The following is a 12651-nucleotide window of genomic DNA, read 5'->3' as shown; positions in this document are numbered from 1 at the left end:
GCGTGAAACAGCCCCAACGAAAACCTGTCACATCAGTGGACGCCAGCGGTGAGCCCGCTGTCAATCGTGCGGATCAGACGTGCGCGGTGTCGGCCCGGTCGGGGACGAAGCGGTAGCCGACGTTGCGGACCGTGCCGATGAGCGATTCGTACTCGGTGCCGAGCTTGGCGCGCAGCCGCCGCACGTGCACGTCGACCGTCCTGGTGCCGCCGAAGTAGTCGTAGCCCCAGACCTCCTGCAGCAGCTGGGCGCGGGTGAAGACCCTGCCGGGGTGCTGCGCGAGGTATTTGAGCAGCTCGAACTCCTTGAACGTCAGGTCGAGCACCCGGCCGCGCAGCCGCGCGGTGTAGGTGGCCTCGTCGATGGCCAGGTCGCCGCTGCGGATCTCGTCGGGCGCGTCTTCCGTGGCGGCCTGGGAGATGCGGCCGGTGGCCATGCGCAGGCGCGCCTCCACCTCGGCCGGCCCGGCGCTGTCGAGCAGCACGTCGTCGACGCCCCACTCGGCGCTCATGGCGGCCAGCCCGCCCTCGGTCACGATCACCAGGAGCGGGCAGTCGATGCCGGTCGTGCGGATCAGCCGGCACAGGCTCTTGGCCTGCACGAGCTCCTTGCGCGCGTCGACCAGGACGGCGTCGGCGGGCGGGGTGTCGATCAGCGCGGACGCCTCGGCGGGCGCGACCCTGACCGAGTGGAGGAGCAGCCCCAGCGCCGGAAGCACCTCGGCGGACGGCTCGAGGGCGTTGGTCAGCAGGAGCAAGTTGCTCATCAGGGCCTCCTCAAACGCGCAAGGACCCGGGGGCTACGTCGCCCGAGTCCTGTAGGCGAGGATATCTCACGGGTAAGTGGTGTCCATTGCGCGTCCTCGGGATGAACAGGGCGTCGCCGGAAACATGCGTGTTAAGGGCGACGCACAATAGGATTAAAGGGATTGTGAGGTGCCCATGGCCAGGGGAAAAGTACGTTATTGGGCCGCCGCCAAGGAGGCGGCCGGCGTCGCGGAAGAATCCTTCGACGCGGTCACTCTTGACGAACTCATGACGCAAATCACACAAAATCGTGCCGATCTTGCACGGGTTGTCCGGCGGTCCTCGTTCCTCGTGGACGGCCTTCCCGTCGGCAGGCGACCCCACCAGGAGGTGGTCCTCGGCGACGGCGCGACCGTGGAGGTGCTGCCGCCCTTCGCGGGCGGGTGATCGCCGTCTCCTGCGGGGAAGGAATCGGTAGGCTCTTTTGACCCCCGCTTGAGACTGGGAGCCCCATGCGGAAGCTGATCATTGCTCTGATCGTGCTGATCGTCCTCCTCGTCGCCGTCGACAGGGTCGCCGTGGCAGGAGTGCAGCGCGACCTCGCCAACAGGATCGCGGCGGCCGGCGATCTGTCCGGCACGCCGACGGTGACCATCGAGGGCATCCCCTTTCTCACCCAGGCCCTGTCCGGGCACTATCCGGAGGTCCGCTTCGACCTCGGCACGCTGACCTACGCCGGCGTGCCGGTCCAGAACCTGCGGGGCGCCGCCTACGACGTGACGGCCCCGCTGGACGGCGTCCTGCAGAACAGAGCCGACATCAGGGCCCGGCGCGTGACCGTCAACGGCACGCTGACCAGGGCCACGATCGACAAGTTCGCCCCGCGCGGCGTCAAGATCAGCGGGAACGGGCAGCGGCTCGTCGCATCGGGCGAGGTGACGGTCGGAGTGAGGAAGGTGACGTTCGAGGCGGAGATGACGGTCGAGGTGGCCGACGGCGGCCTCAGGCTCCAGGCGGAGAAGATCGAGGGCGTGCCTGACCAGGCCGCGCGGTTCATCTCGTACACGATCCCGTTCAAGGGAAAGTTGCCCTTCGACGTCAAGGTGACCGGGGTGAAGAACGTGGCCGACGGGCTGGAGTTCGCGGCCGAAGCGTCTGACGTGCCGATTCGTGGATAAGGATGAACCGCGGCGCCCTCGCGTACGTGATGAGGGACGTGAGAGAGCGCAGCGAGCGGGCCAGGGCGGAGCTCACGGGGGGAAGGACCCTGTGAGCGCAGCCGGCACGGCCGACGAGGAACTCGTGAGGACCCTCTTCGACGAGCACGCGGGGCCGCTCTACGGCTATGTCCTGCGGCTGACCGGTGATTCGGGGCGTGCGGAGGACGTCGTGCAGGAGACCCTGTTGCGGGCCTGGCGGCATCCCGAGGCGCTCTCCGACCGGCCGATCAGGGCGTGGTTGTTCACCGTGGCCCGCAATCTCGTCTTCGACCAGCACCGCGCCAGGAAGGCCAGGCCGCAGGAGACCAGCGACGAGGCCCTGGCGGTCATACCGGCCGACGACGAGCTGGAGCGGGCCGTCGAGTCGTGGTCCGTGGCCGAGGCGCTGGCCGCGCTGCGGCCGGAGCACCGCGAGGTGCTCCTGGAGGTCTACTACCGGGGGCGGTCGGTGAGGGAGGCGTCCGCGACGCTCGGCGTCCCGCCGGGCACTGTCAAGTCGCGCACCTACTACGCGCTGCGCGCCCTGAAACTGGCGCTCGAGGAGCGGGGGCTGGCGCCATGATGACGTGCGAAGAGATCCGGCTGTCCATGGGGGCGCACGCCCTCGGAGCGCTGGACCCTGACGAGGCACTGGAGATCGACGACCACCTGGCGACCTGCGAGGCGTGCGGCGCCGAGCTGGTCGAGTTCGAGGGCGTGGCGTCGTTCCTCGGCAAGGTGTCGGAACACGATGTGGAGCTGGTGTCCAGCCCCCCTCGCCAGGTGCTCCACCGGCTGCTGAACGACCGCGCCAGGCGCAACAGGCGTGGCCGCGCGCTGATGGCGGTCGCCGCGTCCGCCGCGGTGCTGGTGGTGGGCGGCACGGTCTGGACGACGGTCGACACCGCCGGCCATGAAGACTCGGCCGCCGCGCCCGCGGTCGCCCAATCGTCGCGGTCCGCCCAGGATAAGGCCGAGTCGAGACCGGAGCTCTTCAGCGACTCCAAGCCGAGCCCGAGCAGGGCACCCGTGCCGAAGTCGTCGGACAGGGCGGTCGCGGGCCGCCCGTTCGCCGGCGAGAACAGTGCCAAGGGCTACCGCGCCACCGTGACGGCCTTCCCCGGCGACGGCGGCACCGAGCTGAGCGTGAGCGTCGACGGCGTGTCGGCCGGCACGACCGCCCGGCTCGTCGTCGTGGCCCGCGACGGGCGGCGCGACCCCGCCGGGAGCTGGGACGTCCGCTACCAGGACAAGGCCGTCTTCAAGAGCACGACGTCGCTGCCCATGGGCGACATCGCCAGGTTCGAGCTCGTCGACGAGAACGGGAAGGCGCTCGTACGGATCCCGGTGCGGAAGTAATCGCGGCCGTCCGCGGTTGCACCAAGGGATGTCTGGTCTGTGGGTGGCGCTGGCCACGCTGGCGCTCGGTGCGGTGATCGGCGTGGTCCACCTGCGCCGCGGCGGAAGGATGCGTGACGTGGGCGGGGAGCGGCTGCCCGAGAGGTTGCCCGAGAGGTTGCCCGGGGAGCAGCCCGAGAAGCTGACGGAGCGGCTGACGGGGGCCGACCTGGGCGAAGGGCTGGGCGAGCGGGCGACGCTGGTGCAGTTCTCCACCGCGTTCTGCCAGCCGTGCCGGGCTACCCGGCGGATCCTGGCCGACGTGAGCACGCTCGTGCCGGGGGTGAGCCACGTCGAGATCGACGCCGAGTCGCGGCTCGACCTCGTACGCCGGCTCGACATCATGCGCACGCCCACCGTCCTCGTGCTCGACGCCGCGGGCACCGTCGTCAAGAGGGCCTCGGGCCAGCCCCGCAGGGCCGACGTGCTGGCCGCGGTGGCCGACGCCCTGCCGCCCGGGTGACGACGTCGTGGCCGGTCCGCGTACCAGGCGGATAGTCTCAATAACCGGACGAGAAGTGACAGATGACGAGACGCCGAGTAGGGTCGTGAACATGAACCCATCGACAGAGCTGCTGACAAAGCGGCGCGCGGTTGACTTCTGCCGCGTCGCCACCGCGCTCTGTCGCGCTGCCTGAGGACGATCTCGCGGATATCCGATCCGCTCCAGTCGACCCCTTCAGGAGCATCCCACGATGCGTGCCGACCCTAGAGCGCTGCGTTTCGGCGCGGCCATCACCACGCTGGTCCTGTTCTCCGTCCTGGTGACGGAGAGCGTCTGGCTTCTCGCCGCCCAGGCGGCGGTCTTCGCGCTCGGAGTCGCCGCCCGCTCGCCCTATGTGATGCTTTTCAAGGCGTTCGTCAAGAGCGCGCCCACGGAGACGGAAGACGCCCGCCCGCCGCGTTTCGCGCAGCTGGCCGGGCTGGTCTTCGCGGTCGCGGGCCTGGTCGGGTTCCTCACCGGGATCGTGCCGCTGGCCCTGGCGGCCACGGCCGCGGCTCTCCTCGCCGCATTCCTCAACGCAGCCTTCGGATTCTGCCTCGGCTGCGAGATGTACCTGCTCATTCGTCGTCTAACGCCCGCTGCCAACATGGAGGTATCCCAATGAGCCGCTCCGCCGCCCTGGTGGACGCCGACTGGGTCGAGGCCAACCTCGACACCCCCGGAGTCGTTCTCGTCGAGGTCGACGAGGACGTCAGCGCCTACGACAAGGGCCACATCCGTGGCGCCGTGAAGGTCGACTGGCAGCAGGACCTGCAGGACCCGGTGCGTCGCGACTTCGTGGACAAGACCGGTTTCGAGGCCCTGCTCTCCGACCGCGGCATCTCCAACGACGACACCGTCGTGCTCTACGGCGGCAACAACAACTGGTTCGCCGCCTACGCCTACTGGTACTTCAAGCTCTACGGCCACGACAACGTCAAGCTGCTCGACGGCGGCCGCAAGAAGTGGGAGCTCGACTCCCGCGAGCTGGTGCGCGACGTGCCCCAGCGGCCCAAGACCCAGTACGTCGCCAAGGAGCAGGACACCGCGATCCGCGCCTTCCGCGACGACGTGGTCTCCGCCATCGGCAAGCTCAACCTGGTCGACGTGCGCTCGCCCGACGAGTTCACCGGCAAGCTGCTCGCCCCCGCGCACCTCCCGCAGGAGCAGGCGCAGCGCGGCGGCCACGTGCCCACGGCCCGCAACATCCCGTGGTCCAAGGCCGCCAACGACGACGGCACGTTCAAGTCCGACGACGACCTGCGCACGCTCTACTCCGAGGCCGGAGTCGACTTCGGCAAGGACACCATCGCCTACTGCCGCATCGGCGAGCGTTCCGCGCACACGTGGTTCGTCCTGCACGAGATCCTGGGGCAGGACAACGTGAAGAACTACGACGGTTCATGGACCGAATACGGCTCGCTCGTGGGCGTGCCGATCGAGCTGGGGGAGGCCCGCTGATGACGAGCGCTGCACAGGGCTGCGGAGCGCCGGAGCAGACGATCGAGCTGCCGGCCGGGATCGATCTGTCCAACCAGGCCGTGATCCAGGGTGTGGTGACCGGCGCCGGCACGGCCTACGCCCGGCTGCTCGACGGGTCCGGCGAGTTCACCGGCGAGGTCGTGGTCTCCGACGACGGCGTCTTCCGGTTCTTCGCCGCTCCCGGCGACTGGACCGTACGCATCATCGCGGGCGGCGGCGTCACCCGTGACGTCCAGGTCGAGGCCAAGCTGGGCGAGGTCGCCCAGCTCGCCGTGGCCGTCTGAGCCCGTTCTCCCGTGAGGCCCGCGTCTTCCTGACGCGGGCCTTCGCGCGTGCGGGGGCCGCGTACGTCGCCGGGGTCGGCTTGCGCGTCACGCATGTGTCACCGCCCTGGAACTGATCGTGCACGCAATCAGGGAGTTGCGGCTGCGGCAGAAGGGACAGACCGATACGATTCGACAGATGTCCGGTTCGACAGGTGTGATGGATCCGCCCCGACCTGGGCCTACGCCGGCTCAGCGGATGCCGTCGCCGTACTCGCTGCCCCTGCACACGCTACGGCTCGTGGGCAGATGCGCCGTGCCGCTGATCTTCTGGTTCGCGGCCGGCGAGCTGGTGCGCTTCGTGCTGATGTACGGCGCCACCGAGGTGGCCTACGGCGACTTCCGGCAGCTCCGGCTGGTGGCCGTCATGACCATGCTCACGCTGGTCGTCATGTCCGCGGTGACGGTCACCGCCGGCATGCTCTACTGCCTGCGCAACGCGCTGTGGGAGATGCGCGCCAGGGCCGGCGAGGGCGTGGCCGACGAGCGCTTCTTCCGTACGCTCGACCGGGTCGCCCCCGCCTTCGCCGTGCTCTACCTGGCGTGGGGATTCCACACCGAGGACGCCAGGGACATCTACCAGATGGACCTGTTCCACAACTTCGATGAAATGACGGACGCGTCCTGGTTCGGTGAGGATTCGCAGGTCGGTCGCGGCCTCGTCGACCTCGACTGGCGCGTGTCGCTCGGCGCGATGGTCGTCATGTTCGGGCTGAAGACGCTCTTCGCGAAGCTCGTGGAGCAGGGCAAGACCAAGTTCTACGGCTTCGCCGCGGCCTTCTCCGAGTTCGCGTTCATGTTCTACGGGCTGAACGCCACCGTCGCCATCGCCGACGCGCGCTCTGAGTGGATGGAGCACCGCACAGTCGTCGCCGGATCCAAGGAGGTCTGGTCCGAGGCGCAGAAGAACGTGCCGCTGTGGGACGGCATCACGAGCACGTTCGGGGAGATCTGGCCGCTGTTCCTGGACGCGGTCGCGGTCCCGCTGGCCTGGCTGACCGTGGCCATGCTCGTCTACGGCGCCTTCTCCGACGAGACCCGTACCCTGTTCAAGGGCACCCGCCTGGAGCGCGGCGTGGACCGCCTCGAGTCCAGCCACGACCTCACGAAGAAGTCGTTCGACCAGGTCACCATCGGATTCAGGGAGCGCTGGGTGCCGCTGGCCAACTCCCTGCGGATGGTCTTCAACGGCGGCGCGCCGCTCTTCGGCATGATGTGCCTGTGCTACGTGGCCATCTCGGTGGCCGCCCAGTACGGCGACCGGGGGCTGCGGGCCCTCATCGGCTCGCGCGCGGAATGGACGTGGGCCTTCGCCGGGCCGCCCGTCGGCTTCCTGCGCGAGATGATCACGACCGTGCTCACCATGGCGCTCCTGGCGGCCACGTTCGACATCGCGGCCACCAGAGCCCGCGCCAAGGGTGAGCGGCTCAGCGACGTCTGAGCCTTGGGATCCTTGGGACGAGAGGCTCAGCGCCGCCGGAACCGCAGCACCGTGTCGTCCTTCTCCGCCTTCTCCATGGCCTCCCTGTCGAACAGGTCCTCCACCGGCGTGTCGGAACGGTAGCCGCTCGGCCTGAACGAGATCTCGACCTCGTTCGCCACCGGCGTCGGCACGATGGCCACACCGTCGATCTTGTACGTCCTGCCCACCACCAGCCGGTCCGTCGGCCGCTCGCCGTCCTGCAGCTCCACGGTCCACGTACGGTCCGCGCGGTCCGTCAGCCTGATCTCGTTGGGCAGAGCCGTCATGGTGGCGCTCGACTCGTTGACGACCTTCTTGGTGATGCCCACCTTGAGCCAGGTGACCTCGGGGCCGTGCTTGCTGCCCGCGGGCGCCTTCATGGGTTCCACCGCGGCCGTCCACTCGATGTTGTGGACGGTGCCCGCCTGGCCGGCGGCCACGACGACCTCCTTGGTCTCCTGCGCGGAGACCTTCTCGTAGAACAGGTAGCCGTCGACCGTCTGCGCGCCCATGGAAAGCAGCGACACGACCACGGCCCCGGCGGCGATCAGGACCTTGCGGTTGCGCGACCCCTTCGCCGAACGCCTCCCGCCGCCCGCTCGCGCCCTGCCCCGAGCGCCGTCCTGCGCTCCCTCGCGAGCCCCGCCCCGGGAGCCACCCTGCGAACCGCCCTGCGGGCCGCTCTGAGGGCCGCCCTGGGGACCATCGTAGGGTCCGCCCTGGGAGCTGCCTTGGGGTCCGCTCTGGGGTCCGCCTTGGGAGCCGTCGTAGGGACCGCCCTGGGGATCGTCGGGATGGGACGTACGGTGCTGGGCGAGCGCGGCCGACGGCCCGCCGGCCGCGGGGTCGGCGTGCTGGGGCATCCCACCTGGGCCGGGGGCATGAGACGCGGCGACCGTTGCCGCCCCGGCGCCCGCGGCGGCGGCCTGCGCCGCCCCGGAGGCACCCTGAGGCGTCGATCCGGCCGGAGTGCCCCCGTACGGTGACGGCTGGTCGTACGGCGACGGCTGTGGCGACGGCTGGTCGTACGGCGACGGCTGTGGCGACGGCTGGTCGTACGGGGACGGCGGCTGGTCGGCGGCGGGCGGAACGGCCGGAAGCGGCTGCGTGAGGCCCTCCTGGGGCTCACGGGAGGCGGGAGGCCAGACCTGCTGGTCCGGATGCCGGTGCCGGGCCCGGCTCTGGGGCACGCCAGGAGCACCCGCCATCCCATGCCGTGGGGACGCCGCCTGTCCCTGCGCCCCCCGTGCGGCCCTCTGCCCCGGGCGCCTGCCCTGCTCGGGACGTACACCCTGCTCGGGACGTACACCCTGCTCGGGACGTACACCCTGCTCGGGGCGCACGCCCTGCTCGGACACGCCACCGCCCGGCCCGGCGCGCCCGCCCGCGCCGAACAACGAACCCTGGCCGGGCGCTTCCTGTCCGAAAGGCGGGCTCTGGCTGGGCTCCTGTGCGTAAGGGGAGCCGGAGCTGGGCTCCTGCCCGTAAGGGGAACTCTGGCCGGGCGCTTCCTGCCCGAAGGGGGAGCCCTGGCCGGGTTCCTGGCCGTAGGGGGAAGGGCCGGGCGGTTCCTGGGCGTAGGGGGAGCTGGGGGTGGGTGGTAGCTCCTGTCCCTGGGGTGGTGTGCCGTAGCCGGACGGCGGTGCCTCGCGGCTGCGACGCCCGCCGCGACGGGCAGGCCTCTCGCGGCCGGACGGCACCTCGCCCGCCGACGGCAGCCGCGGCACGGCCGCGGTCTCGCCGTCCGGGGCCCCCTGCACCCTGGGTACGGGGCTGGTCTCGGGAGCCGGGCCTGACGGCACCCTGGGTACGGGGGCGGTCTCAGGGGCCGGGCCCGACGGCACCCTCGGCACGGGCGCCGTCTCCTCGGGGCTGCGGCCTGCGCCCGCGCCCGAAGTGAGATCGGGATACATGCCCTCTTCGAGCGGGATCACCTGCCCGGGAGGGAAGCGGCCCGAGTGGGCGCCGAGCCCCGCCGGGGTCGTCTGGCTGGGCGGAGGCGGCGGCGGGTCCTCTTCGCGGCGCCGGTCGTTCCTGGGCGCGAACCAGTCACGCTCGTCGTTCGTACTCATCCCTGCGCTCACTTCTTAGCCATCGAGAAGACGTCCTGAGGCGAGGCGGCGAGCTTGCGCGCGGCAGCCTCGTCCAGGCCGAGGTCGACCTCGGCCTCCGGCTGGTACGACTCCACGAGGAAGGTCGGGGGCATCGCGAACACGACCCGCGCTCCCGGCAGCGCCGACGCCGGCACCTCGAAGAAGTAGCGGCCGCTGACCCAGATGTCCGGCTGCACCCAGACGTTCGAGAGGGTCTGCGAGCTGTCCACCCGGTCGGTTGCGCTGAACTTCTTGCCGTCCTCGGTCATCAGCACGGGCTGGCCCAGCTTGTACGGCTTGAGGCTGGACTTGGCCGAGGCGTTGACGACGAGGAAGAGGTGGTCGGTGCCGATCGTCTTGTTGGTGGCGCTTCTGATCGACTTGGCGGTCATGTACGAGTCGACCCGCACCGTGAACCGCTTGGCGTCCACGTCCTCGCCCTTGTCGCCCACGTAGGTCAGCGGCAGGCTCAGTTCGCCCTCGTCGAGGTACATGGTCTGCAGCATGATGGCGGCCGCGGCCAGCGCGAGCCCGACGAGGGCGCTGAGCAGCCGCGAGGTGTCGGCGGGGCGGCGTCCGGCGCGCCGGCCACGGCGGGCGGGCGCCACGGATGATCTTTGCTGCGTGTCGGTCACGCTGCGTCACCTTCCTTGACCGACAGGGTCACCCGGGCCTTGATGTCGGGAAGCCACTTGTCGCCTACTTCGGTGGCGACCATCTTCCAGCGGGGGGTGACGTTGTTGAAGTCGGGTTCCCACTCGAAGGCGGCCACGTCGAGAGAGATCTTCTGCGGCGGCTGTTCGGTGTCCTTGAGCCGGTAGCGAAGGACGACCTGGCTGGTGATCCCGGGGTGGAGCTGGCGGGTCTCGTCTCCCTTGCTCCGGGCGAAGACGTAGGGGCCGGCGTCCTTGGGGAAGACGGGGTCGATCTTGACGAGCGAGCCGGCGAAGGACGCGAGGGTGAAGGCGGACTCGATCTTCTGGGGCGGGACGCCGACGGGGACGGTCTCGTCGCCGTTGTTCTTGACGTCGAAGACCACGTCCACGAACCGCTTGTCCTCTTCGAACCGGTTCTGGGCACGCTCCACCGTCACGCGGGACTCGACGACCTTGGTGGTGAACTGGCCTTGGTCGATCACCGCGCCCGGGCCCAGCGCCTCCGGCTCTTCCGGGGCCTCGCGCAGACCGCCGAGCAGGGCGGTGATGCCGACGGCCGTGAAGGCCGTCAGCGCGATTGCGGGCACCACTACGGGGCGTCTGGGCCTGTCACTGCTGCCGCCGGAGGGTTCCGTCATGAATAAGGATGGTAATAGGTCTCGCTTGTCTCATCTGCCGCAATGCTCCCATCGGAGTGGTCGAATTGCCGAGAAACCCTGCCACTGCGGGGGTTGTAACTCATACGCTGGCACGGAACGGAAAGGGCTGACCCCAACTCCAAATGACATATCGGCGGCCGGAGGGTCACGTGGCGGACGTGCATCCCGAGCATGCCCAGCTCCAGGCGGACCGCATCTACCTGGGCTGGCAGTACATCCTGCTGCATCCCGACCCGGGCCCGCCCCCGAAGCGCCCGTCCCCCGTCGAGGACCAGCCCTCCGCCGGCGAGGACGACCCGGCCCGGCTCGCGCTCCTGCGCCGCGAGCGCCTCCAGGAGGACATGCTCAACCGGCCCGTACGCCTCTTCCGCACCTTCATGCTGGTCGTGACCGCGCTGATCCTGGCCGCCGCGGTGGCGGGCTACCTCACGTGGCCGTTCGCGCTGCTCGGCGTGGTGGCCGCCGGCGGCGTGGCGGGCATCTGCACGTTCGCGCTGCTGCAGGGCGACAGGGCGGTGAAGTACCGGGTGCTGGAGCAGCAGGCCAAGGACGAGCGCCAGCGCCGCGAACGCGACAGGGAGCTGTTCCGCGCGCAGGAGGAGCACGCCCAGCGCTACCGCGAGTGGCAGGAGCAGAAGGACCGCCACGACAAGCAGCTCACCTGGTACGCCGTCGCCGTGCCCGACGAGCTCGACCGCATCGACGTGGCGGGCGGCACGTTACCCGGGTGGTCGGCCCTGGTCACCCTGCTCGGGGCGACCCGCCTCTACAGCGGCGGCCACCTGACCGTGCTCGACCTGTCCGAGGGCGCGATCGCCAAGGATTTGATCGAGCTGGCCCGCAAGGGCGGCGACGACCCGCTGGTCTGGGTGCTCCCCGTGGACCTGGCCAAGCTCGACTTGGGGGCCACGCTCAAGCCCGAGGCGTTCGCCGACGTGCTGGCGCACGTGGTGAGCGTGAGCGAGGAGCACCGCAGCACGCGCGACCTCAGCTTCGACAACGCGATCCTGGAGCGGGTGCTCGAAGTGCTCGGGGAGAACGCCACGATCAGCCAGGTCACGGCCGCGCTGCGGGCGCTGGCGCAGGTGGGCGACCCGCGCGACGACCTGAGGTTCGGGCTGATCACCGCGACGCAGTTGGAGCGCATCGGCACGCTGTTCGGCCGCGGGGTGAGCGACCGCGTGGTGATCGAGCGGGCCTGGGCGCTGGAGTCGCAGCTGCGCAAGCTGGAGTCGCTCGGCACGGAGGCCGTACGCCTGCCGCCCGCCAGGCTCCGCGTGGTGAGCATGGACCGCCAGGCGGGCATGTTCGGCAACCGGGTGCTCGGCACGTACGTGGCCACCGCGCTCACCCACATCCTGCGCCAGTCGCCCGCCTCCGACCGGCCCTGGTACCACACGATCATCGTGGCGGGCGCGGACAAGCTGAGGGGCGACGTGCTCGACCGGCTGATGGACGCCTGCGAGACCTCGCGTACGGGGCTCGTGCTGACGTACAGGTCGCTCACGCCGGCCGTACGCGAGCGGCTGGGCCGCGGGCACGCGGCGGTGGCGTTCATGCGGCTCGGCAACGCCGAGGACGCCCGGGTCGCCAGCGAGCACGTCGGCACCGAGCACCGGCTGGAGCTGGCACAGCTCACCGAGACGATCAGCGACTCGCTGCCGGGGCTCGACGGCGGCTACATCTCCACGGTCGCGCAGGTGGAGGACGCCAAGGACGACCGCGACGAGAGTCACGACCTCGCCGGCGACATCACGGAGTCGACCGAATGGGGCAGGACCGCCGACAAGATCTCGGAGAAGGAGCGGGTGTTGCAGCGCTCGCGCGAGTTCCTGGTCGAGCCGCACCAGCTCCAGCAGCTGCCCACGACGTCCGTGATCGTCACGGACGCGACCGCCCAGGGCAGGCGTGTCCGCCTCGCCGACGCCAACCCGGCCATCCTCGCCTTCCCCAAGACCACCCTCGGGGAGCTGGAGCACGTACGCGACGCCGTGCTCGCGCTCGACCCGAGCGCCCAGGACGGCGACGGAGAGCCCCCTCCGAACCTCGGACCACCACCGCCACGCCTGGACTGGCGCAAGGGCAGGCAATGACATGGTCAATGTCAAGGCGACGAGCTGACGGTTGACGGAATTTACAAAGAACCGTC

Annotated in this window: 14 protein-coding genes; 10 read left to right on the top strand and 4 right to left on the bottom strand. The window is 70.2% G+C overall.

Annotated features, from left to right (window positions below; genetic code table 11):
- Positions 1-73: 73 nt before the first annotated feature.
- Entirely contained in the window at positions 74-766 is a 693-nt protein-coding gene (locus ABGA98_RS04970) for a response regulator transcription factor (protein WP_132599964.1), read from the bottom strand.
- A 175-nt stretch (positions 767-941) separates the two neighbouring features.
- Here ABGA98_RS04970 and ABGA98_RS04965 point away from each other — a divergent pair, with 175 nt between their 5' ends.
- From ABGA98_RS04965 to ABGA98_RS04925, 9 genes are all read left to right on the top strand, one after another.
- The gene (locus ABGA98_RS04965; RefSeq protein ID WP_347617708.1) at positions 942-1193 is read left to right on the top strand and encodes a MoaD/ThiS family protein; all 252 of its coding nucleotides are present in this window, start codon (positions 942-944) and stop codon (positions 1191-1193) included.
- A 65-nt stretch (positions 1194-1258) separates the two neighbouring features.
- Positions 1259-1924, top strand: a complete 666-nt coding sequence (locus tag ABGA98_RS04960; protein WP_347616947.1) for a DUF2993 domain-containing protein — start codon at positions 1259-1261, stop codon at positions 1922-1924.
- A gap of 91 nt (positions 1925-2015) precedes the next feature.
- Positions 2016-2528: a sigma-70 family RNA polymerase sigma factor gene (locus tag ABGA98_RS04955; protein WP_347616946.1), complete on the top strand. Its 513-nt coding sequence runs from the start codon at positions 2016-2018 to the stop codon at positions 2526-2528.
- On the top strand, positions 2525-3304 hold the full coding sequence (locus tag ABGA98_RS04950; protein ID WP_347616945.1) for a zf-HC2 domain-containing protein: 780 nt from the start codon (positions 2525-2527) through the stop codon (positions 3302-3304). Before ABGA98_RS04955 ends, ABGA98_RS04950 begins: the two co-directional genes overlap by 4 nt.
- 28 nt (positions 3305-3332) lie before the next feature.
- A complete protein-coding gene (locus ABGA98_RS04945; RefSeq protein WP_347616944.1) occupies positions 3333-3806 on the top strand; it encodes a thioredoxin family protein in 474 nt (157 codons plus the stop codon).
- 232 nt (positions 3807-4038) lie between these two features.
- The gene (locus ABGA98_RS04940) at positions 4039-4452 is read left to right on the top strand and encodes a DUF4395 domain-containing protein (RefSeq protein ID WP_347616943.1); all 414 of its coding nucleotides are present in this window, start codon (positions 4039-4041) and stop codon (positions 4450-4452) included.
- Complete coding sequence (locus ABGA98_RS04935) at positions 4449-5288, top strand: sulfurtransferase (protein WP_347616942.1); 840 nt, start codon at positions 4449-4451, stop codon at positions 5286-5288. Before ABGA98_RS04940 ends, ABGA98_RS04935 begins: the two co-directional genes overlap by 4 nt.
- On the top strand, positions 5288-5593 hold the full coding sequence (locus ABGA98_RS04930) for a DUF1416 domain-containing protein (RefSeq protein WP_347616941.1): 306 nt from the start codon (positions 5288-5290) through the stop codon (positions 5591-5593). Before ABGA98_RS04935 ends, ABGA98_RS04930 begins: the two co-directional genes overlap by 1 nt.
- Positions 5594-5831: 238 nt before the next feature.
- Positions 5832-7073 carry a hypothetical protein gene (locus ABGA98_RS04925; RefSeq protein ID WP_347616940.1) on the top strand — a complete coding sequence of 414 codons (1242 nt, stop codon included), beginning with the start codon at positions 5832-5834 and terminating at the stop codon, positions 7071-7073.
- A gap of 26 nt (positions 7074-7099) precedes the next feature.
- On the opposite strand, the gene ABGA98_RS04920 is transcribed toward ABGA98_RS04925, so the two are convergent.
- The 3 genes from ABGA98_RS04920 to ABGA98_RS04910 are packed head-to-tail and all read right to left on the bottom strand — an operon-like array spanning position 7100 to position 10481.
- A complete protein-coding gene (locus tag ABGA98_RS04920) occupies positions 7100-9166 on the bottom strand; it encodes a hypothetical protein (protein WP_347616939.1) in 2067 nt (688 codons plus the stop codon).
- Between the two features lie 8 nt (positions 9167-9174).
- Positions 9175-9822 carry a hypothetical protein gene (locus ABGA98_RS04915; protein WP_347616938.1) on the bottom strand — a complete coding sequence of 216 codons (648 nt, stop codon included), beginning with the start codon at positions 9820-9822 and terminating at the stop codon, positions 9175-9177.
- Positions 9819-10481: a hypothetical protein gene (locus ABGA98_RS04910; RefSeq protein ID WP_347616937.1), complete on the bottom strand. Its 663-nt coding sequence runs from the start codon at positions 10479-10481 to the stop codon at positions 9819-9821. The genes ABGA98_RS04915 and ABGA98_RS04910 overlap by 4 nt, the downstream gene beginning before the upstream one ends.
- Positions 10482-10651: 170 nt before the next feature.
- Here ABGA98_RS04910 and ABGA98_RS04905 point away from each other — a divergent pair, with 170 nt between their 5' ends.
- Positions 10652-12595, top strand: a complete 1944-nt coding sequence (locus tag ABGA98_RS04905) for a hypothetical protein (RefSeq protein WP_347616936.1) — start codon at positions 10652-10654, stop codon at positions 12593-12595.
- The last annotated feature ends 56 nt before the right edge of the window (positions 12596-12651 follow it).

It is taken from the genome of Nonomuraea sp. B1E8, from assembly GCF_039871515.1.
GTDB lineage: Bacteria > Actinomycetota > Actinomycetes > Streptosporangiales > Streptosporangiaceae > Nonomuraea.
The sequence above is the reverse complement of the archived record's forward strand: the minus strand, read 5'-3'. Positions and strand labels throughout refer to the sequence as shown.

What these genes read in the sequence shown, in the direction of transcription:
- ABGA98_RS04925 (WP_347616940.1), top strand. Translation starts at nt 5,832, where the DNA reads ATGCCGTCGCCGTACTCGCTGCCCCTGCACACGCTACGGCTCGTGGGC.
- ABGA98_RS04920 (WP_347616939.1), bottom strand. Translation starts at nt 9,166, where the DNA reads ATGAGTACGAACGACGAGCGTGACTGGTTCGCGCCCAGGAACGACCGG.
- ABGA98_RS04940 (WP_347616943.1), top strand. Translation starts at nt 4,039, where the DNA reads ATGCGTGCCGACCCTAGAGCGCTGCGTTTCGGCGCGGCCATCACCACG.
- ABGA98_RS04945 (WP_347616944.1), top strand. Translation starts at nt 3,333, where the DNA reads ATGTCTGGTCTGTGGGTGGCGCTGGCCACGCTGGCGCTCGGTGCGGTG.
- ABGA98_RS04965 (WP_347617708.1), top strand. Translation starts at nt 942, where the DNA reads ATGGCCAGGGGAAAAGTACGTTATTGGGCCGCCGCCAAGGAGGCGGCC.
- ABGA98_RS04950 (WP_347616945.1), top strand. Translation starts at nt 2,525, where the DNA reads ATGATGACGTGCGAAGAGATCCGGCTGTCCATGGGGGCGCACGCCCTC.
- ABGA98_RS04970 (WP_132599964.1), bottom strand. Translation starts at nt 766, where the DNA reads ATGAGCAACTTGCTCCTGCTGACCAACGCCCTCGAGCCGTCCGCCGAG.
- ABGA98_RS04935 (WP_347616942.1), top strand. Translation starts at nt 4,449, where the DNA reads ATGAGCCGCTCCGCCGCCCTGGTGGACGCCGACTGGGTCGAGGCCAAC.
- ABGA98_RS04960 (WP_347616947.1), top strand. Translation starts at nt 1,259, where the DNA reads ATGCGGAAGCTGATCATTGCTCTGATCGTGCTGATCGTCCTCCTCGTC.
- ABGA98_RS04930 (WP_347616941.1), top strand. Translation starts at nt 5,288, where the DNA reads ATGACGAGCGCTGCACAGGGCTGCGGAGCGCCGGAGCAGACGATCGAG.
- ABGA98_RS04910 (WP_347616937.1), bottom strand. Translation starts at nt 10,481, where the DNA reads ATGACGGAACCCTCCGGCGGCAGCAGTGACAGGCCCAGACGCCCCGTA.